Source organism: Microcoleus sp. AT8-A3 (assembly GCF_036705675.1).
In the GTDB taxonomy this organism is placed as follows: Bacteria; Cyanobacteriota; Cyanobacteriia; order Cyanobacteriales; family Microcoleaceae; genus Microcoleus.
On sequence record NZ_JAUBVD010000054.1, the window covers coordinates 16,866 to 37,621 of the forward strand.

Sequence of the window (20,756 nt, forward strand, 5' to 3'; positions counted from 1 at the left end):
GATATATTGTTGATTCGTCTCGATCGGTGCATCGTGGCTAATTCTTCTCTTGTTTTGATTTTTTTGGTGGCAATTCAGTATAATAGCAGTAATTTTTCTTTACTTACTGCGGTTATAGCCCGTTCGAGTCGATGCTCTAGTTCCTCAACCGTTTCCGGGATTTCTACCTTAAATTTGTTGCCCATATTGCATCTCCTCTACTTTTAGCCTACATGAGCGTGTACCTTCATAGTGAATTGGTATTAATACAAAGCGGTATAATTATAACGTGATTAAGAATAACCATCCACGTGTTGAAATAATTTAATAAGGTGAAACTCCTTTCTTTGGTTCGTCTCAGCTTGACTGTAGCCTGACCAAACAAGCAATAGTGAATTATTGAGCGTACCTATCTGGCGTTGTGATGGACTCTGAAAGCATAAACAAACAAACAAAATATACGCAAGGCTTGGATTTGTGCAATCGCTGAGTGGGTAGAGGTGCATTGATAACGCCTTTGAAAGTCCCTTTGTGGTCTTAATCAAGAATCCCCCCGATTCATCGGTGGGGAGTATCAAATTTCCCCCCTCAATCCGCCTATGTGCCAGTTGAGAGTGCCGAATGTGGGTTGGAAATCATCGGTGATGGGCAAATCCGAGGGGAACTCGAAGCTCAAACAGCTCGCTTAGGCATCGACAGCAGCGTTGTATTTAGTGGCTGGCTGTCTCAGGGGGAGTGCGCCCTCAAAATGCAACAAGCTCATGCAATGGTTTTCCCCAGTGTGCGGGAATGCGGCCCGGCAGTGGTGATGGAGGCAATGGCAGTGGGCTTGCCCGTCATAGCAACGAACTGGGGCGGCCCGGCAGATTAGGAATGAGAATTAAATAACTTACAATGCGTGATGGTTCTTGTGGGATGGGCTCTTATAGCCCGTCCAGAAAGGGCGGGCTATCAGCCCATCCCCTACTCCCCACTTTCAAGAGTGTAAATTATTTAATTCGCGATCCTTATCTGAATTCCACTTGCGGTATTTTAGTAGAACCCGCTTCCAGAGAAGGCTTTGTCAAGGGACTGACAGATGCGATGCTCAAGCTCGCTCAGTCACCAGAATTGCGGCAGAGTATGGGTTGTGCGGGACGGGAACGAGTCCGGCAGCCTTTTGATTGGGAACGCAAAGTCGATCGAATACTTGAAATTTCTCAACAAACGATCGACGATTGTCCTAAGCATTAGGAAGCCGACCATTAAAGGATAAAGCAGCAGCTTTCAGGTTGAAAGCTGCTGCTTGGGAGTGCTAAAAAAGTATGTGGCGGCCCAAAGACCCCCCTCTACCTCCTAGCGATCTAAAAACGGGTTAACCCGTTTGTTTGGTTAACCCGCGAGCTTGGAAATATGCAGTTCAATTAGTTTTGCACTACCAGCTTAACGTTGGCATTTTGCAAACCGCGCTGCTTGACTGCTGCCAAGGTCTTGTTGACTGCGTACTTCTGGTTGATGGAGTTGATTAACTCAGTTTGATTGTGCTTTTTGGCGACGCCCCAGAGGTCGGCAATCAGGTCAAAAGAACCATCGCTATTGCGAGACCAACCCAGGTCATATTCGCCTTCCAGAATCGCCACGATGTCGGAGCGAACGCGCTGACCGTTATAGCCACGAACATCAGCTTCTGACTTGACTGAAATGCCCAAGTCGCGCAGGGAAGCTTTCAGGATTTCGGCATCGGTGATTTTGGTACGCAGTGTGCTAAAGTGAGACATTGGATTTCCTCCTAATAAAACTGAGAGAGAAACAACAACGGTCTGGATTTAACGGTGCCGCTTGGCGGCTCTTGAATCGAACTGCTAGCTGTTGCTAGCCTTTGCTCCTGTTTGGACCAGGAGAAAGCTTTTAAAATTCCATTCGCTGATATTCAGCGACGGAAGACGCAGCGGGCCGTGCACGCTGTCTAGCCCAATCTCGCAGGGCGGTGACCTGTTCGGTCATTGTTTTAGACAGTGGCATTGTGGATTTAATGGCCGCGATGATGTCTAGCTGCGTAAACTCTCGATCTTGAGCGAAGGCTTCGTACATTGCGGCTACTAGCGCTTGCTCAATCTCTGCACCTGAAAAGCCCTCGGAAACATTGGAAAGTTGCTCTAAATCGAAGCGAGTAATTTCCCGACGGCGCTTTGACAGGTGAATCTTAAATATATCTTGGCGTTCTTCTTTGGTAGGCAGATCAACAAAGAAGAGTTCGTCGAATCTGCCTTTCCTCAAGAATTCTCCCGGCAACCGCTCGATTCGGTTGGCTGTTGCCATTACGAAGACTGGGGAAGTCTTTTCTTGCATCCAAGTGAGGAACGAACCGAAAATCCGGCTGGAGGTGCCTCCGTCTGAGTCGGCCGAACCAGTGCCTCCTGCAAACGCTTTGTCTAGTTCGTCGATGAAGAGGAGGGCTGGAGAGATGGATTCTGCGGTTTTGAGGGCATTGCGGAGGTTGGCTTCCGATCGACCCACCATCGAGCCGTCGTAGACTCTACCCATATCTAGCCTCAGCAGGGGCAGTCCCCAGAGGCGGGAGGTGGTCTTGGCAATCAGCGATTTCCCGCATCCCGGTACGCCGAGAATTAACATCCCTTTTGGTTGGGGCAGACCGTATTCTCTCGCCCTTTCTGTAAAGGCGTTGGAACGCTGTCTCAGCCACCGCTTCAGCTCTTCTAAGCCGCCGACTGCATCCAGGGTTTCGTCTTCTTCAATGAACTCTAGAATGCCGTTGCGCCGAATTAATTGCTTTTTCTCCGAAAGAACTATGTCTACTTCTTCTTCTGTGAGGCGCCCAGTCGAAACTTGAGCTTTGCGATAAACTTTTTCAGCTTCGTCCTTGGTCAATCCCAAGGCTGCTTTTAAAAGTTTTTCTCGCCCTTCTGTGGTAATGCGTCGCGATTTCGTTTGTTCCAACTGACCAGACAATACTTGGTTTAGTTCCTTCATGTCTGGCAACGCGAAGTCTAATACCACTACTTCCTTTTCTAGCTCGATCGGAATTTGCTGCAAAGGAGACATCAGTATAATTGTCTTTTGCGTTCCTTTGAAGTGGGCGATCGCATCGCGCAACCACCTCGTTACCGGAGGAGAATCTATAAAAGGATGCAAATCTTTGAAAATGTAGATGCTAGCGTTACTGTTGGGTTCTCGCTGCCTGATCACCCATTCAATTGCTGCCTCTGGCGAGACGGTGTTGTGTTGGGTGGTGGTGCGGGGTTGACCATACTCCACAATGCCGTGAGTTACAGTCCAGATAAATACTCGTCGCTGTGGTTTTGCTTGAGCTATTGTCGAAATTGCTTGCTCACACCGCTCTTCCTCGGATGTCACGAGGTAGATCAGAGGATATTGAGCTTGGATTAGAATACTGATCTCTTCTTGCATATTCCTCGACCCACTAGAGACGGTGCTATCTTTGCTGAATCTCAATGCTGCCATTAGCCCTCTTACTGAAATGTTCAGTTTTAGCTTTTTGGGGAAGCAAGGCATTCTTAGCAGGGAACCAATTCTTCCTCTCCCGGTTTTGCCGTGCTGGCACTGACGCCCGACACCTGCTTTACTGGAAGATCCTGTTCAGCCAATACGCTCGGCTGACTTGTTACGGATGCCAGTTCTCCATCTCGCATTACTACTGAACCCGTGCATTCTGGACAGTTGTATACCCGATGGGTTTGTCCGTAGGAGGCTTCTACTTCGTCAACCAGTTCGGGATTTCCTAGGTAGAAGACAATTGCCCTTTCTGCAATTGATGACATCGGTTCAGTTTCGACTGCGGCTCGGATTTTGAGCTGGCGATGCAGTTCTGGTGGAAGATACAATGTAACTTTTTGCTTTTCTTGCATAGGACAGTGAATTGACTTACCCGGGTATGTATATCAGATTAGCCGCTTAATTCTTTGCTGTCAAGCCTCTATGCTGCTTTAGCGTCATCTTGTAATATTTCGTTACATTTGAGGTAACTCTGGGGCTGTTAACAACGAAAAAGTTAGGGGTGTAGCTGATGAGGCCGAGGTGCAGCGGCAGGTATGGGTAGCGTCAAGGACGATCGACCAACTATAAATATGAACAATAGATATATAGGAGTAGGGCCAACAAATTCTTTGAGTCGCCATCTGGGGTAAGGTGCGCCATCAGTGCCCAGCCCGCTCATGAGTGCGCCGTCATTACTGACAAGTTAAGCTAAAACCCACATTCCGCAGATGTGATGATATTACTGGTATTTTTCAAAAATCAAAGCCATCAAACTTTTTTTAGTCTAACTTTTTTAACTTTAATTTATATTTTTTATGAAAATTAAGTAGTCAAGCAAAATTAATTACATAATTATCTCCAAATTCTTTAACAATAGTCCGGACAGTTTTTGGAACTATACTACAAGCTTACGCGGGGCAAGGAGCATAAAAAAGTCGAATTAAATGTAAGTCAGGGGTGGAGCTGACATTGATTTAATTATCCACAGTGGCTCAAAGTCAAGCGAGCATAAGCCATTGGGCCAAAAACTGTCCGAACTATTGTTTTAAGTCTCCTGATTCGTTAAAATTATCCCAGCTCATCCGATCTAAGAATACATACCCTTCAAAGCAACTAGCTGATAGTTTGGCTCGCCTCTCTACGCTTTTTCCGGCTTTTCCTCTGACTATCGGACGGATGTGGGGTTGGCTTAAACTTACTATTCTATCCTCAATACTCTGTTTATTATTATCAAATAACCATTGCTGTTGGCGATAGACATCTGTAAGGACTAGCAAGGTTTTATATTGCTTTTTGTTCAGGCATTCTATGGTCGCACCTGCATCGATTAGCTGTTGAATATGAGGTAGATTTCTTTTAATATATTGGAGCTGTTTTTTTAGTGCCTGTTTTCTTTTGTTTCGGGTGGGCTGTCTTTGTTTAGCTACTGCTAAGTAGTCTTTTCTTGCTAGATTACGGTAGGTTGTTGGTTTTTTACTGGTTTGATATTTGATCTGTTTATACAGGATGTCTATAATTTTTTCGGTATGAACTCTGGCTTTGTTTAATAGTCCTAAGTCGGTCGGATAGGTAATGTCGGCTGGGGCACAGGTAGCATCTATGATTAATTTTCCGCGATTGGGTGACTCATTTTTGGCGTCCGAATCCTTTTTTTTTATGGTTTAACTGGGGTGATGGAGCGGATTTTTTCAACCATTCGTTCGTTAAGTTTATTAATTAGATTCTGGCTAATTCGTTGCCGAAAATGAACTAATAGAGAGGGGTCAAAGGGTAGCTCGTTACTGTAGCTTGATTGACCAATAAAGTATTGTAGATAGGGGTTTTCCCTAATCTGTTCTACTCTTGGACGATCGCTAATTCCCAGTTTTTTTTTAATGATTAATACTCCCAACGCCATCCGAAAAGATTTGGCTGGTGCACCATGCGCTGTCGGGAAGTTAGCCGCATATTCTGATTCAAATTCATCCCACGGGATTATTTGGGCCATTTTTACCCAACGGTTGAGGGCTGACAATTTACATCCGTTGGTTAGTTCAAAGTCTAAGGGTTGGAGGGGAGCAAGCTCAGCTTTTCTGTACATGATCGCAGGTGGCTATGCACGGGTTTTGACCTATTTTACCTGTTTATCACGGCGACTTTACTCTCGCTCGCGCGATCGAAACCTTTCGCCACGCAATATGCGATCGATTATTCAGCAAGCCCTAATATATTCAGATCATCTCAGTGGGATGTTAAGAACTCGCGATTTGGATAGCGAACTCTTAACCTCCCACTATAATTCCGATGTCAGCGGATTTGATAGAAGTTTTTTTGAACAGGCGATCGCACTTGCACCTCAAAACGATTAGTTACGATGTGTTTGCTTTTTTAGCTTTTACTTGCGATCGCCCATAATTCACCAGAAACGTTTAAATTTCAACCATATAATACTTCTTCTACAGGCGGCGTGGCGTCTGTGGGGTCGAACTGTTTGATTTTCAAAGCTTGTAGCAAAAACAGCCAGATATAAAGCGGATTCAAAAAAACATACCGCTGCCAAAGGCGCCGAGGTTCCTTAATCATCCGAAACAGCCATTCCAAACCTATTTTAGATAAAAAGTCAGGAGATTTAGCCAAATTACCCGCATGAAAATCGTAAGCAGCACCTACAGCAATCAACGGCATTGATAAGTCATCCCGGTATTCGTAAGCCCAGACTTCTTGTCGCGGACACCCTAAACCGACAAAAGTAATTGCTGCACCGCTGTTGCGAATTTGCTGTGCAATTTCTTCTTTCTCTTGGGGCGAAACCTGCCTAAATTTAGAAGGCTGAGTTCCAGCAATAATTAACTTGGGAAAACGCTGGCAGAGATTGCGAGATAAAGCTTCCAGTACAGAAGCTTGAGAGCCGTACAAATAGATAGGTAATCCTTCTTCTGCCGCACGTTCGCAGATTTGTAACATCGCATTCGGCCCGCAAACTCGATCAGGCAATTCCGTATGGTATAGCCAATTTAATGCCCACCTGACGGGCTGTCCGTCTGGCAATACTAAGTCAATGTGATTAATCCGATAACGATGAGTGCTGTCGAGAACCCCAGTCATTACCCCGTGAACCGCTAGGGCAGAAACTGACATTGGTTTTCCGGCGCTGGCTGCCGCAATAATTTTGCTAACCGCCGCTTCATAATTAACGGCATTTACTAATATGCCCAGTACATTCTTTTTCCCTTTATCAATCATGGAGCACCTCTTTAAGTCAACGATCGCAGTTACACTCATAAATCTCCCCTAAGATTTGTTTAACTTTGTATTCTTCACTCGTTTACCGAAATTCCCAGCACATTCTTTTTGCCCCACTCAATCATTGGAATCCTCTTTCAGCCAACGCTCGCGGTTACATTCATAAATCTCCTGTAGGATTTGTTTAACGTTATATTTCATTTTCCAGTTGGGATAGTGACTGGAAAATTTTGAATTGTCGCTAATCCACCAAATGTGATCGCCAATGCGATTCCCTTCAGCATAAGTCCAATTAAACTTGCGTTCCGCAATTGCCTCGCACATCTGGATAGCTTCTAACATCGAACAATTGCTGTACCGGCCTCCTCCTGTATTATAAACTTGGGCGCTTTTGGGAGCTTTATAAAATTCATAAAATGCCGAGATTAAATCAGCACTATGAATGTTATCGCGAACTTGCTTGCCTTTGTAGCCAAACACGGTGTAAGGAGTTCCCGTGACAGCACACTTCATCAAGTAGGCTAGGAAGCCGTGCAATTGAGCTCCAGAGTGATTGGGACCTGTCAAACAGCCGCCGCGAAAACAAGCGGTGTTCATATTAAAATATCGACCGTATTCTTGTACTAAAACGTCAGCAGCTACCTTAGAAGCACCAAACAAACTGTGCAGGCACTGATCGATTGACATATCTTCACGAATGCCACCTTCGTAAGTATGCCCGGGTTCAATTTCCCACCTGTGTTCTAATTCAATTAAAGGCAAATTGTTAGGCGTATCGCCGTATACTTTGTTTGTAGAAGTGAAAATAAAAACCGCTTTGGGACAGTACAGGCGAGTTACTTCTAGAAGATTGAGAGTGCCGTTGGCATTGACTGTAAAGTCTATTTTCGGAGCACGGGAAGCCCAATCATGGCTGGGCTGGGCTGCTGTGTGAATTACTAATTCGATCGACTCGCCGTACCGCTGAAAGATATTGGTAATCGCTTCATAGTCGCGAATGTCCACATCTAAGTGATAATACTTGGTACCCAAAGACTTTTCGAGCAGTTGGCGGTTCCAGTTTGTGGAACCATCAGCACCAAAAAAGAACTGGCGCATATTATTGTCGATCCCAACTATATCTAAGCCTTGTTTGGCAAAGAACTGACACGCCTCAGAGCCAATTAAACCCGCCGAGCCAGTAATGATTGCAACGCCCACGTTTCACCGCCTGAAAAAATATAGTTTTCTTTGTTTTGCCCGATCGAACCCATCAGAAGTTATCCTGATTTTCCATCGAATACATCTTCGCACAATTGGGCAAAGAATAGACCTTTAACATCCCAATCATAGATTTCCCTGACGCGCGTTTGGCCCGATCGACCCAAGCGATCTCGCAATTCACGATCTTGGGCTAAACACACTATAGCTTCTGCTAGACCTTGCACAGTGCGATCTGGGTCAGTAGCAGCCACTTTAATCCCCGTTTGAGCCGTTACTTGAGTAGCCGGACCCCCCAAATCCAAACAAATCGTCGGACGACCAACCCCCATCATTTCCGTGCAGACAAATCCGCCAGAGTCATGCAAACTCGGATGGAGGAGAACGTGAGACTCCCCCATTTTAGAAAGAGTTTCACTGCGAGATAAAGTTCCCCAAAAAAATACTTTATTTGCCAGTCCCAATTCTGTTGCCAAAGCTTCCAAACGCTGCCTTTCCGGGCCGTCTCCCACAATCCAGTATTCCGATTGTTCCAGCTTCGCCTCCGCAAATGCACGGAGTCCCAAGTGCACCCCTTTCCAATGTAAGAGACGACCAACACTGATGAATCTAATTGGTTGCTCCGGCGGGGTAGGAAATTTCTCTAGTTCTTGAATTTCCTGCTGCGATAAACCGACTTGCGAGAAAATCTTCACGTTTTTTGCTTTAAGAAATCGCAGTCGGGCTGCGGTTTCTTCCGTAGTCGCCAGTGCCACGGCACTGCGGCGCGCCGTCAGACCCACAAACGGATCGCGTTCTCCTACGCTTTGAGCCAATGCCCGCAGCGTTTCGTAAATTTTCCCCCGGCGGCTAAAATCTTGCCAAAAAGGCTTTGGTGCTGCTTCTGCACCCCCCACAGGCCCCCAAATAAAAGGATGCGGCAACAGCGCCAGGAAACTGGGAGACCAATGTTTGACATAAGTCACGTGATGTACTATGTCAAAACCAATTTCGCGATCGAGCTTCCGAGCGATAAAATAAGCCCAGATTTGCCACAGATAGTAGTGAAGTTGCAGCAATCCTTGTTTCCCCTTCCAATCTTCGCTCCACCCAAACGGATCAAAATAAACAAAGTGCAGGTTGGGCACTGGGTTCCGCTCTAGTTCTGCTTCAATGTACGATCGACAAAACGTGCGAGTAAATACCCAGCTTTCGTGATGTTTAGCAGATTGGATAACAGTATTCCATCCTACTCCCTCTTCGGAACCCAGATTCGGTTCGCAAGCAAACGCAGATAATAAAACTTTCATGGCTAAGTGGTAATTGCTAAGTGGTAATTGCTAATTTTTCCCTCTACCCTCTTCCATCCCTCCGTTAAATCATTTAAAAAATCCGTTGCCGAACTTGCTTCACCTATTCTCCATCAAAAAAGATGTAACTTCGACGTAAGCTTTAGCTGCTGTTTCGGGAGTTTTTTGAGAAATTATCTGTCGTGACTGCTCTCCCATCGACTCAATCAAATCAGGATTATCTAGAAAAATTTGCATTTTATCCGCTAACTCTTTAGCACTGCTAGGATCGAAAATATAACCGTTCTCACCTGATATAATTAGCTCACAGGAAGCTGCACCATTTGAACACAAGACTGGTTTCCCGAACACCATCGCTTCGGGTACAACCATTCCCCAGACATCCTCAAAAGTAGGGAAAACAAAAATATCAGCTTGCTGAAAATAAGCACCTAAATTTCCATATTCTACCCATCCCGCCCACGTTACTTGCTCTTCAAAATCGCACTCTTTAATAAATGCTTCCAGTTCTTCGCGCTGATCTCCCTTCCCAATAATCAACAGCGAATAATCAACATAACCTTGATTTTTAAGAATAGCGCAAGCTTCTAAGAGCGTTTTAATTCCCTTTCTTGATGTGATCCGCCCTACATACAGAAAAATCGGGCGCTTTAACGGCAAGTTGGGCGGCTGAGTTTGATCTAATAGTTTAATCAAAGCTCCCGCATCAGGTACTAGATAGGTTCTGGTAAAAATTTTATCCTCCGGTACGTTGAGAACTTCTATCAGATATTTTTTACCCGCATTGCTATTGGCAACAAAAGCATCGGCAAACCGCACAAGGATGCGGCGCACAAATGTCCTAAAACTGGAATCTCGAAAGTCTGTATTGGGGGAACTACCATCGTAAATAATGGCAATTTTCCACCTCAGTAGCGGTTTTAAAAACGCAACAATTACAGTCCACAAAGAGAAAGCTTGGGGAAAGACCACATGAGGTCTAAATTTTAGCAAATAGCCGATAATACTAGGCGATACTACAATGAATCCGCGATCGTATCCTGTTTCTATCTTTTCCGTCTCGACAAATTTAGTTTCCCCTACCAACTGAATTGCCGATGCTCCCGGCAGTGTAGGATCGAACCCAGACCAAACACGACCAGTATAAAATACAGTATTCTTAAAAATTTTTGTAAATTCCCTCAAAACAGGCTGCCAGTAAGCTCCCAGTTCCACTTCCGGGACAAGCCAAGCAATGCGGAGTTCATTTCTATCAACCATCCTATTCACCTTGAGTTTTGTTTTTAGTCAATCCCAGTTTGCTCAACACTGAAAGCCAAACTAACCTGCGATAAGGTAGCAGCCAATAAATTGGCCACAACCAGCCACCATGCCGCTGAGTAAATACTTTCCACTCTTGAGCCGGTTGCAAGGTAGTATCTTTGAATGATAAACCTTTCGGTTTGCTCATTTTATCCAATCCTTCACTTAAATTATCAGCAGCCGTTTTGGTCACCTGGGGGTTGAGAGAACAAGTTCCTAAATAGCCAGGAGCAATCCAAACTGTACATCCTTTCTGTCTGGCTCGTAAACCATAATCCCAATCGCCAATATAATGGACAAAAGCTGGATCGAGGTTGCCGATATTTTGCACAACGCTGCGGGGAATTAATACGCAGTTGCCGTGCATAGTATCGCACATCTGAGCCTCTTTTGTTGGTTCGAGGATAGCATATCGGAATGGGTGCAAAGGGTTATTTCGTACCATACCGCCATATGTTGTTTGACCCGTTTCAGGGTCGCAGGTAGAACCGCCAATGATGGCTTTTGTTTCTCCTTTTTCTGATAACTTTTGAGTGGTTTCTAGCAAGACACTTACGGTTTCTGGATAAATAAGAGTGTCATCATTTAACCAGAGGTAGTAGTCGGGATTATCTTTCATTGCTTCGGTGAAAGCCCCACGCATTCCCCCGTTCCAAAATAAGTTCCCATCGCCGGAAAAAATATTGACTTGAGGATAGATTTGACGAACTGCCTCGCTGGTGCCATCGGTACTGGCGTCATCGACTAAATAGGCTAAAATATCAACATCGGCTGGAAGTGCCTGCTTAAAAAGAGCCTCTAAGCAAGCTAATGTTTTCTCTTTACGGTTGAAGCAAGTTAAAAGGGCCGCGATTTTAGTACGGTTCATTATTCGCAATTTGGTGGCTTTTAGCGATAGCTAAGTAAAATTTACTACGTAAAATCTGATGTTTACTTTGGAATGGACACAAGATCGTTAAAAACAGACAAATAGCGATTTGCTTGTATGTCTAAAGTAAATTCTTGTTCCACTTTCTGGCGGGCGCGAATACAAAGTTTTTGATGCCGATTGGGATCTTCTAAAACCCAAGCAATTCCTCGCGCTAAGTCTTCTGTTTCATAAGGTTTAGCTAAATAGCCATTTGAGCAGTGTTCGATCATATCGGGCAGTCCCCCAATATTAAATGCGGCGCTGGGGATGCCACAAGCAAGGGCTTCCATGACTGTATTTGGCAAGTTATCTATCACGGAAGGGGCGACAAAAATATCTGCTGCTGCATAAACCGTTGCTAGGGAAATATCATCTGCGAGTCTCCCCAAATAGTTAGTTTTAAAACCAAGTTCAATGGGATTTTCTGGTTCAGAAGAGCCAAAAACCAGCAACTCTATCCGATCTTTCCAGCCTGATTTACTGAGGCTTTGTAAAGCTGGTACGAGCAAGTTAAATCCTTTCCAGCGATCGCCTGTTCCACTTGCACCTCCAAAGAGTACAATTTGTTTATCTTGAGGCAAATTCAAGATTTCCCGCGCCCACTGACGATTTATGGGTTTGTACTTTTGAGTATTGATGCCATTAGGAATTATTTCAACTCGAAAATCTTTGAATAAAGAACTAGAATGAGCGCATTTAGCTAACCAAACACTAGGGCTAACCAAAGTTAGTTTAAGCTTATCCCAAGCTTTAGCTTTCCGCTGCCACACCCACCGCGACAGATCCGAATCTTTATTACTGTGGAGTTGCGGACAACTACCACAAGATTGAGTATAGCGATCGCAATCTTCACTATAATGACAGCCACCTGTAAAAGGCCACATATCATGCAGCGTCCAAACTAAGGGCTGCTTAAACTTGGGAATACTTTCAACTTGTAAATAACCCCCACAAACCCAGTGTAAATTAATAATATCAGGAGCGAGTATATCCAGTTGATTCGATAGAGCATCTGGCAGCACTTCTGTAGAAAATATAACTGGGTTTCTCTTAGGGTAGAGCCGCAATGGTGCGTTAGATAAAGTTGAAATAATCTTATCAAACTTATTTGCAATACTATGTGGTGACGAAATTACATTGCGATCGCCACTACTCTTATTTTTTACCAGCATTTGCGAAGACACACCAATCCCCTGGAAACCTTGGTGCAGTCGATAAGCGGCGCGGGCAGCCCCCCCTTCACTATCAGAACTATTGAGAAGTACAACCTTCATTTCCCATGCCTCTCCTCTAAATTTCTAGCTGACTTTGCCTGATTTTTTCAAAATTTTATTAACCTTTTTTTGCACCTTTCTTAGCAAGGGGGGATCGTAATCAAATAAAGTTTTTTGTGTAAAATTATCTGCTTGCGTATCCCTCATTGCAAAAGGCGGGTGTTTCATCGGAAATGTTATAGCTTCTACAGGCATATTACTGTAAGGACTGTTGACATCCTCCGTATTAGTTCCCCCTACACCATGTCCGATATTAGAAACTAAATTGACATTGGCAAGAATATTCGTACCCTTTTGAATAAAACTAGCAAAAGTCCACTGACAAGCCCAACTCTGTAATTTTCTTTCATAACAAAGCTGAAAAATATTTTTCCAAACTTTTGCAGTATGGGAGTCTCCCAGTACATCTATCAAAAAATTACCATCGCGAATTTCTGGCCACAGGTTCATATCTAAATCATACTGCTGCCAAGCTCGCCTCCAACTCGCCCAGCTCCAGCAGTGATTATAGCGAGAAAAGTAGTAACTATAATCAGTTCTTTTTCGCCCAAACTGAACATTTTGACCAGAGATTGACAGCATCCGCCGATCGTCTCGGTAACGATCCAGCAATTCTTCAGCAAAGCGGAAAAAAGTAGGATCAGGGAGACAGTCATCCTCAAGAAGAATTGCCTCTTCAACTTTATCAAACACCCAATTCATACCACTAGAAACCCGCAGGCGACAACCGAGATTTACGTCTGCGTAATTCTTCAAAACTTCGCAGTCCCAATCTACTTGGTCAATAATAGCTCTAGCGGCAGCACATTCTTGATCTTCTCCAGGCCTATCTGGACGTGCCCCGTCAGCAATTACTAGCAATTTGGGAGGTTTGGCCTGACGAATTGCCTCAAATACTCTAGCCGTTGTACCTGGGCGTTTGAAAATGATAAAAGCGACGGCTGTTTGGATTTGGTAATTGAACATTTCTGCAACTCTAATTTTTATAGTAGTGTTCAACATCTGAATTAACAATATCAGCAGTCATATCCGATTTAAAATTAAACCACTTGTGAAGCATCACAGCCGCTATGTATGCCAGTGTATCATTGCTCGTCTGATAGGGCAAAAATCTATAGCGAAAACTAGCCATTCTCGGGTCACGTTCTTGGTATAAAATATCTTGGGCAAAGTTACCCCAACGCTCATCTATCAAATCAATTGTCATACCAGCATGAGCCGAAGGTAGCAACATATTAGAGCCGTGAAGACCAATTACTAAGCGGCTTTGTGAATAAACACGGCATATTTCCCTTTCAACTTTTTCATTAAAACTATCCACTCTGTAATCTTCAATCCATTCTGGAAACTTAGTTTTTGTCCCCAAACCAGCGACGGCAAATTTTGCTTCTGGTACTTGCAACCTGATTTTCTCAAATAAGTGCTGAATTTTTAAATTTTGCAATGGCAATGCCCTTTCTCGTTGATTTAGCTTTTTCAGAACTCGGAACAGCCCACTGTTAACTAATAAACGATCTTCCCGCCAAATAAAAGTAATTCTTGTTTCTGGTTCATCAAATTTGTGTTTGGGAACTCTAGTAAACCGCGTGATGTCAAACTGACTAGGGTGAGAATGGGCTTCGCTGACATAAATTTCCTCAAAGCGTTTAGTTTCTTCATCCACAAACTCGGCGAAGCTGGGATAGTAAGTTTGACCATTTTTTAAAGAAATAGGTACTGTCCAGACTTCTGCAACTTCATCAGGAACCATCCACCTTAGAAACTTAGGAACTATCACAACTAACCCGTAGTCAGAGTTGCATTCTAAGTGCCTTTGTGCATTTAGCAACTTCAGCAGGGAATGACCATAAAGATGATCGATACAGTTTAAGATAATTACCCGCTTGCAGGGTTTAAAAATCTCTTTTACAATCTCAAGTTTTTCTGGTTGAGGATTTTGGAGTGAATTGAGTAATGGTTTGCCTAGCCATTCTTTTATGTTAGCAACTTTTGCAAAAACTTCACCTTTGGCTGTATCAACTTGGACGGAGTTTCTGACTCCATGACCTACTCTCAACTCGTCGATTATTTCGCTACCACATCCCACGCACTTACAATCCAGAACAATATGTATCCCTTGCCACAAAATTTTTTGGGCCTTGAGTTCCGTGTCGCAATAGGGGCAATTCGATCGCTGTTCGATTTTAGGTTTAATTTGAATCACTTTACTACTCCTCTGATTCTACAAGCTGCCTTGTATAAGTTAAGCGAGCGCCAGATGAAATTTGCGAATGGGCGCAATTCCTTAATCAAGAAGTTGACTAATATAATTACGTAAAAATAAGTTATCAGAGTAGCTGTGGTTGCTCCAAAAGCTCCATACTTAGGAATCAGCAAAAAGTTCAACCCTACATTTAAAGTAGATCCGACTACAGTCAAATAAAGACCGTAGCGCAACTGACCTTCTATGTTTAAATATGTACTCCGTGCTACTCCAAAGTTACTGCCAAATTGCGCCCAAACATAGATTCCAAGCACCGCTGCTGACTGTGCATATTTGTCACCGTAAAGTAGATGCACTATCCAGGGAGAAAGTAATGATATCGGTATGGCAACTCCCAACCATAAAAATATCATAATATCAGAATAAATTTGAAATTTATTTAGATATTCCTCATAATTGGTCTTTCTCAAATTCGCTAATTTGGGAAAAATAGAGCTGGATATGATCATCGGCAAGAAATCGCAGATTTCCGAAATTTTAACAGCAGCAGCATAATAGCCCAGTTCTGCATTTTTATTCATCGCACCGAGCATTATCTGATCGGTTTTTGAGTACACATAAACTGCAAATCCCGACAAAATTATCGGCCAACTCTCCGATAGCAGTTCCTTACACTTTTCCCCACTGAAGTGCCAATCCTTAATTTTATTCCCCGTAAGCTTATAAAAATATACATAAGCGATTCCTACCAATGCCACCTCTGTCAATCTAACCCAGGCGAAGGCAAGCAGGGGGGCTTTAATTGTCACTAACCCAATTCTGACAGCAGCAACTAAAAAACATACCGAATTTTTAGCCAACACTGTATATTTTGACTGGATTTGGGACTGGAACCAAAAATTGATAGCCTCAAAAGCATTAAAGATAGTTCCAGCAGCGATGATACCTACCAGCCACCGAGTCAGAGTGTCGTTGGGCTTGACTAGCGTAATCACGGTGACAGTTAACAACAAAGTGATGCAGCCACCAGTAAATTGCAGTCCGAAGGCAGTTCCCAGGGTCTCATTTTTGCATTCAGGGTCGCGAGCTATATTCCTCACTACCAGAGTACCCAACCCCATCGTTGCCACCGAACTAAACAGCGACACAAAGGCGATCGCGTAGTTGAGCAATCCAAATTGTGTCGGACCAAGATAGCGAGCCACCCAAAGGCCTACAAACAGACCTAGACCCATCTGCAAGATTTGGTCAGTGAACAGCCAAGCTATGTTACTTAGTACCTGGCGCAGACCCGGACCAAGCTTTTGACCTATACCAGCCAACTTGTCTAACATCGGCAATTTTAAATTGTTACCAAATAAAAATACACTTTTTGAACTTTTTGCAATCTAGCTAGAGTAGTAATGCTTTATAGTCTATCATAAGACTAGCACTTATGCAGCATTTACACCAATCACCCTAACTACAACTTTTCCCACTATGTATTCTAAAATTTCAAATACCATACGATTCGTTTAACCTAAACGAGTATTATTACTCATTTAGGTTTGTTTAGCTCATTTGCTAGAACAACTGAGGAGATTGGTAGGTGTGGTTTAACCCAACTCCTATCCCTACAAATGCAAAGGTGAAAGCATAATCCCTAGTTTACTGGGTATGATCCACTATGCTAAAGCAGGATTAAAAGGCAGAACTGAACTACTGATACCCAAACTTGGTAAATGTTGAGCAAGCAGTCTAGGCGTAGCGAAAGCAAAAAGGATGATAAGTTGGAGTTTAATATATGAAAACACCTGTGGCTTTTTTTGGATTTAATCGCCCTCATACAACAGAGAGGGTATTTGCAGCGATTCGGGAAGTTAAACCGCCTAAACTTCTACTCGTGGTTGATGGACCACGCTCTGATAAGCCAGAGGAAGCTGAAAAATGTGCTGAGGTAAGGGCTATAATTGAAAAAGTGGACTGGGATTGTCAAGTTTATAAAAATTATGCTGAGGCTAATATGGGCTGTAAGCACAGGGTAGCTAGTGGGTTAGATTGGGTATTTAATACAGTAGAAGAAGCAATTATTGTGGAAGATGATTGCTTGCCAAATCCATCTTTTTTTCAATTTTGTGAAGAAATGTTGGATTTATATAGAAATGAACCCAGGGTAATGATGATTAGTGGGACTAATTATTTGGAGGAATGGAAATTAGATCTGCAAAGTTATCATTTCTCGTATTATGGAGGTATTTGGGGCTGGGCTTCTTGGCAGAGGGCCTGGCAATTTTATGATATTAATATGCAGGCTTGGATCAATCCTGACGTGAAAGCAAAAATTAAAGCTATACTGGCTGATGAGGCTCAGTATAAAATTAGAGCGCGGGATTTAGAAAATACTTTTCAGGGTAAGGTAGATACGTGGGATTTTCAATGGAGTTTTGCTCGCTTGGCTCAAGGGGGCTTGTCGATCGTGCCTTGTGTTAATTTGGTGGCTAATTTAGGTTTTGGGTTAGCGGCTACTCATACTGGAACTCTCAATAAGGAAATAGCAGAAATGAAACAATTAGATTTAAGGTTTCCTCTTGAAATCAATGATAATCTGATGGTGGATCGAGAGTACGATCGATTAATGTTTGAAAAATTATTTATCAGCCATGAAAGTTTGATTAATAAGGTGATCAAACACTTAAAAAAAATTCCCGATAAACTCTGGTTAAAATGATTTTTGCCAATTCCAATGAAATGATACGAAATGTCACTGTCAACTTACTCAACTTAATGAAAAATAGGCTATGAAAACTATCTCAGTCTTGGATACCTCAATCTGTAGCTCTAATTTAGGAGACCAGATCATTATGGATGCAGTGAATAGCATTTTATATGAGATGTTTCCTGATCGACTATTTATTAATTTTCCTACTCATGATGTCATATCGAGCGATTCTTACCGCTTGATGAGTAAAAGCAGTTTAATTTTTGTCGGTGGTACTAATTTATTGTCCTCTAACATGAACTCATATAATCAATGGAAGGTCAGTTTAATGGACTCTCTATTTATTACAGATATTACGCTAATGGGTGTGGGATGGTGGCAATACCAAAATCAGCCTAATTTATATACCAAAATTTTGTATGAACGGCTATTAAGTAAAAAATATCTGCACTCAGTGAGAGACAGTTACACAGAAAAACAGCTAAAATCGATCGGGATTAATAATGTAATTAATACTGCTTGTCCTACTATGTGGAAATTAACAGAGGAACATTGTGTCCAAATTCCTCAAGGTAAAGCAGAGTCAGTATTGGTTACTTTTACTGAGTATAATCAAAATCCTAGTTTAGATAAGCAGTTAGTGGAATTACTGAAACAGGAATATAAGTTAATTTATTACTGGACGCAACAGCCCAAAGATTATCAGCACATGAAAGATATATGTGGCGAGGGAGCAATTTATCTTAATCCTAGCTTATCAGCTTTAGATATGGCTTTGTCTCAGTATCCGGTTGATTATGTAGGGACACGATTACACGCTGGGATTAGAGCTTTACAATATAAAAGGAGAACTTTAATTCTGTCAGTTGATAATCGCGCTACAGAAATTTCTAAAGATACTAATTTGCCAGTCGTACAAAGAGATGATTTAAACAGTGTGGCTAATTGGATTAATGCTAAAGAAGAAACTTTAGTAAAAATCCCTTTAACAGCCATTAATGAGTGGAAAAAGCAATTTTTAGCGACTGTCAATAATTATTAGCTAATCTGTTAAGCTGTTCATCATTTAAATTTTCCAGGCTATCTAAGCAAGTATTGGGTTTCAACCTCTGAAACACGCAGTTTAAATGCACAACAGCTTACGCATTTAAACTGTATATTCTAGCAAGCGAGGATGCTTACACTGCAAGGATTTCACGGTCACCCAATAACCTATTTATATGCTTAATTAATTATGAAAGTATTAGTGATTAATACATCGGATATTAGTGGTGGAGCGGCGAGGGCTGCTTACCATTTACATGAAGATTTACAAGGTCTAAATGGGGAGCATCCCGATTTTGCAAGTGCGTCAGTTGTTTTTGCAAGTGAGGCAAGGTAAAATGTTGGTAACATTTATTTTTGGGATAGGCAAGTGTGTAACCATTTTGCTGCCTATCTTTTTTTACCATAACTCGGCTGAATCTTTGCCCAGTCGTCAGGGTTTTGGGCGGGTTATCACCCCTTCAGGTCTACGTCTTAGCTTTCATGTCACCCCTTCAGCTTACATTCAGGACATTCCATTGATTTTAATTCTCGGTTGATGTTTTTTGTTACTCTCGATCTCTCTGTATCATACCTCAATCCAGCAACGCCGATTTTCAGTGTTTAGAAAATATAAAGGCGGTTGTGGAACGCTTGGCTATCGAGCAAAATCAGACTCGTCAGATGATATTATCGCACAGCTTGGCACATCTTCGATCCGCCCAAGGAACTTTACTTCAGTCGAGAGTGCGAGCTACAGAAGGCCTTTGAGGGTTGCTGCTGCTACTGTTGGAAGTGTTACTAGTATTGTCTATGGCAAGTCTAACTGTCAACATTACATAACTCAGCCAAGCATTTCCGATTCCCAGGATCTGAGTTTCTGTGATGTTGCTCATAATAATAGACACCAGAAAACAAATAGGGATTCCCGCGTCTTCCAGCTTGCTACGACTCAAATACCGGACTGCGTAAGCCAAATTAAGAAGCAGGGAAATCATCATTAAGATTAATCCTGGCCAACCGAAGGCTAACAATATTCCGATCGCGCCATTGTGAGGATTTTTCGGTTGAAATCCATTAGTAGTATAAATAAAATAAGCAGGAGTAGCGGGGCCTAACTTATCTTGTTGAAAAAATCCCTCGTATCCGTAGCCAAACCAGGGGCGCTGATTGGCCGCAGCTATTAACTGCGGCCAGAATTCGGTCCGCCCAGTTAGAGTCAAGTCCTTGCCTAACCCACCTACAACAATATCCTCTAGGTTGTCTACTACAAAAACCGTCATAATTATGCTGACCACCAGGAAACATATAATCGCAGTAAATGCCCACTGAAAAGTTAATTTTTTTAGAAAGTTTAGTGAGGACACTGCAATTATTAATATGATAGTAATCACTAGAGCCGCTCCCGACTTATTAGCTCTCACCAGGTAAAAATAAAAGAACATCATTCCCAAAGAAATCCAGCGTTCTTTCTGAGTTTTAGCTCCTTGAAAATAATGCAAATACCAAAATGCCGTACATAAAGCTAGGATTCCACCGAGAGAATTTTTAGCTTGCGTTAGGCCTACAAAATCGCCTGCTCCCGGTGGTTTCATTATAAAACTTGCCAAACCCAGTGCCGTGTATCCCCACCGCCAAAAACGAGATAGATCATCCCATTTATATTGCGCGGCCAAGTAAAATCCGAAAGCAGTAAATGCTGAAAAAGCTAGGGCTGCTCTTAGCGTTACGTCAGGAACTAGAGACCATAATGTAGACAGTGATGGCAGTAATATGTAAAGTAAAAAGAAAGGATTCATGATCAATACTTTGGCAAAAAAATCTATAAACTTGCTACCAAAAGCTTTGACCCTAGAAAATAAAATTAATACTATCCACGGGTAAAAAAAATAAGGCAGCATACTTAAAATACTGCCAGATGTATCTTGCAAATTAGTAAGATGCAAGTAATTAAAAGGAGGTTGTGTGAGAGAGGGAGAGATGAAAATATAAAAAGAAGCAAAAGTTTTTTCTAAAGCCAAACCTATTTTTTTGCTACTGGACAATTGAAATAATAGCAAAGTCGCGATGGCGATTATAGCCATTAGCATCCATATAAATAAAGAATTACCTAAAATCAGCTCTTTCAGCATAGCCGCTTTAGACACTGGTTCAGTCATAA

General features: G+C 42.6%; 18 protein-coding genes and 1 pseudogene. 5 read left to right on the forward strand and 14 right to left on the reverse strand.

Going from position 1 to position 20,756, the window contains the following annotated elements; translation table 11 throughout:
* Nucleotides 1–580: 580 nt before the first annotated feature.
* Both QUB51_RS24100 and QUB51_RS24105 read left to right on the forward strand, forming a co-directional pair.
* Nucleotides 581–850 (forward strand): glycosyltransferase, encoded by a 270-nt coding sequence (locus tag QUB51_RS24100; protein WP_333057268.1) that lies wholly within the window; start codon nt 581–583, stop codon nt 848–850.
* 23 nt (nt 851–873) lie between these two features.
* On the forward strand, nt 874–1,212 hold the full coding sequence (locus QUB51_RS24105; RefSeq protein ID WP_333057267.1) for a hypothetical protein: 339 nt from the start codon (nt 874–876) through the stop codon (nt 1,210–1,212).
* A gap of 170 nt (nt 1,213–1,382) precedes the next feature.
* Here QUB51_RS24105 and QUB51_RS24110 read toward each other — a convergent pair whose 3' ends face one another.
* The 4 genes and pseudogenes from QUB51_RS24110 to QUB51_RS24125 all read right to left on the reverse strand — a co-directional run.
* Nucleotides 1,383–1,736: a DUF1257 domain-containing protein gene (locus QUB51_RS24110; protein ID WP_006635781.1), complete on the reverse strand. Its 354-nt coding sequence runs from the start codon at nt 1,734–1,736 to the stop codon at nt 1,383–1,385.
* A gap of 130 nt (nt 1,737–1,866) precedes the next feature.
* Nucleotides 1,867–3,387 carry a stress-responsive protein Ycf46 gene (gene ycf46 / locus QUB51_RS24115; protein ID WP_333057291.1) on the reverse strand — a complete coding sequence of 507 codons (1,521 nt, stop codon included), beginning with the start codon at nt 3,385–3,387 and terminating at the stop codon, nt 1,867–1,869.
* Between the two features lie 107 nt (nt 3,388–3,494).
* Nucleotides 3,495–3,845: a hypothetical protein gene (locus QUB51_RS24120; RefSeq protein WP_006635783.1), complete on the reverse strand. Its 351-nt coding sequence runs from the start codon at nt 3,843–3,845 to the stop codon at nt 3,495–3,497.
* A gap of 672 nt (nt 3,846–4,517) precedes the next feature.
* A pseudogene (locus tag QUB51_RS24125) lies at nt 4,518–5,554 on the reverse strand (IS5 family transposase); the annotation flags it as partial.
* Here QUB51_RS24125 and QUB51_RS24130 point away from each other — a divergent pair.
* On the forward strand, nt 5,499–5,822 hold the full coding sequence (locus QUB51_RS24130; RefSeq protein WP_333393095.1) for a hypothetical protein: 324 nt from the start codon (nt 5,499–5,501) through the stop codon (nt 5,820–5,822). The pseudogene QUB51_RS24125 and the gene QUB51_RS24130 sit on opposite strands and share 56 nt — an antisense overlap.
* 67 nt (nt 5,823–5,889) lie before the next feature.
* On the opposite strand, the gene QUB51_RS24135 is transcribed toward QUB51_RS24130, so the two are convergent.
* From QUB51_RS24135 to QUB51_RS24175, 9 genes are all read right to left on the reverse strand, one after another.
* Nucleotides 5,890–6,696 carry a WecB/TagA/CpsF family glycosyltransferase gene (locus tag QUB51_RS24135; RefSeq protein ID WP_333211143.1) on the reverse strand — a complete coding sequence of 269 codons (807 nt, stop codon included), beginning with the start codon at nt 6,694–6,696 and terminating at the stop codon, nt 5,890–5,892.
* Nucleotides 6,697–6,813: 117 nt separating this feature from the next.
* Nucleotides 6,814–7,896 (reverse strand): NAD-dependent epimerase/dehydratase family protein, encoded by a 1,083-nt coding sequence (locus QUB51_RS24140; protein ID WP_333211141.1) that lies wholly within the window; start codon nt 7,894–7,896, stop codon nt 6,814–6,816.
* Between the two features lie 59 nt (nt 7,897–7,955).
* On the reverse strand, nt 7,956–9,185 hold the full coding sequence (locus QUB51_RS24145; RefSeq protein WP_333263579.1) for a glycosyltransferase: 1,230 nt from the start codon (nt 9,183–9,185) through the stop codon (nt 7,956–7,958).
* A gap of 99 nt (nt 9,186–9,284) precedes the next feature.
* Nucleotides 9,285–10,445, reverse strand: coding sequence for a glycosyltransferase family 4 protein (locus tag QUB51_RS24150; protein ID WP_333263582.1), 1,161 nt, complete (start codon nt 10,443–10,445; stop codon nt 9,285–9,287).
* Nucleotide 10,446: 1 nt separating this feature from the next.
* Nucleotides 10,447–11,355 (reverse strand): glycosyltransferase family 2 protein, encoded by a 909-nt coding sequence (locus tag QUB51_RS24155; protein ID WP_333211137.1) that lies wholly within the window; start codon nt 11,353–11,355, stop codon nt 10,447–10,449.
* Nucleotides 11,356–11,417: 62 nt separating this feature from the next.
* A complete protein-coding gene (locus QUB51_RS24160) occupies nt 11,418–12,671 on the reverse strand; it encodes a glycosyltransferase family 4 protein (protein ID WP_333211135.1) in 1,254 nt (417 codons plus the stop codon).
* A 24-nt stretch (nt 12,672–12,695) separates the two neighbouring features.
* Entirely contained in the window at nt 12,696–13,637 is a 942-nt protein-coding gene (locus QUB51_RS24165; protein ID WP_333211133.1) for a glycosyltransferase family 2 protein, read from the reverse strand.
* 10 nt (nt 13,638–13,647) lie between these two features.
* Nucleotides 13,648–14,874, reverse strand: a complete 1,227-nt coding sequence (locus tag QUB51_RS24170; RefSeq protein ID WP_333211131.1) for a hypothetical protein — start codon at nt 14,872–14,874, stop codon at nt 13,648–13,650.
* Nucleotides 14,871–16,208, reverse strand: a complete 1,338-nt coding sequence (locus QUB51_RS24175; protein WP_333211129.1) for a flippase — start codon at nt 16,206–16,208, stop codon at nt 14,871–14,873. Before QUB51_RS24175 ends, QUB51_RS24170 begins: the two co-directional genes overlap by 4 nt.
* A 449-nt stretch (nt 16,209–16,657) precedes the next feature.
* Between QUB51_RS24175 and QUB51_RS24180 the strand changes: the two genes are divergently transcribed.
* Entirely contained in the window at nt 16,658–17,581 is a 924-nt protein-coding gene (locus QUB51_RS24180) for a glycosyltransferase family 2 protein (RefSeq protein ID WP_333211127.1), read from the forward strand.
* A gap of 70 nt (nt 17,582–17,651) precedes the next feature.
* Entirely contained in the window at nt 17,652–18,614 is a 963-nt protein-coding gene (locus QUB51_RS24185) for a polysaccharide pyruvyl transferase family protein (RefSeq protein ID WP_333211125.1), read from the forward strand.
* Between the two features lie 718 nt (nt 18,615–19,332).
* Here QUB51_RS24185 and QUB51_RS24190 read toward each other — a convergent pair.
* Nucleotides 19,333–20,754, reverse strand: coding sequence for an O-antigen ligase family protein (locus QUB51_RS24190; RefSeq protein ID WP_333211121.1), 1,422 nt, complete (start codon nt 20,752–20,754; stop codon nt 19,333–19,335).
* Nucleotides 20,755–20,756: the final 2 nt, after the last annotated feature.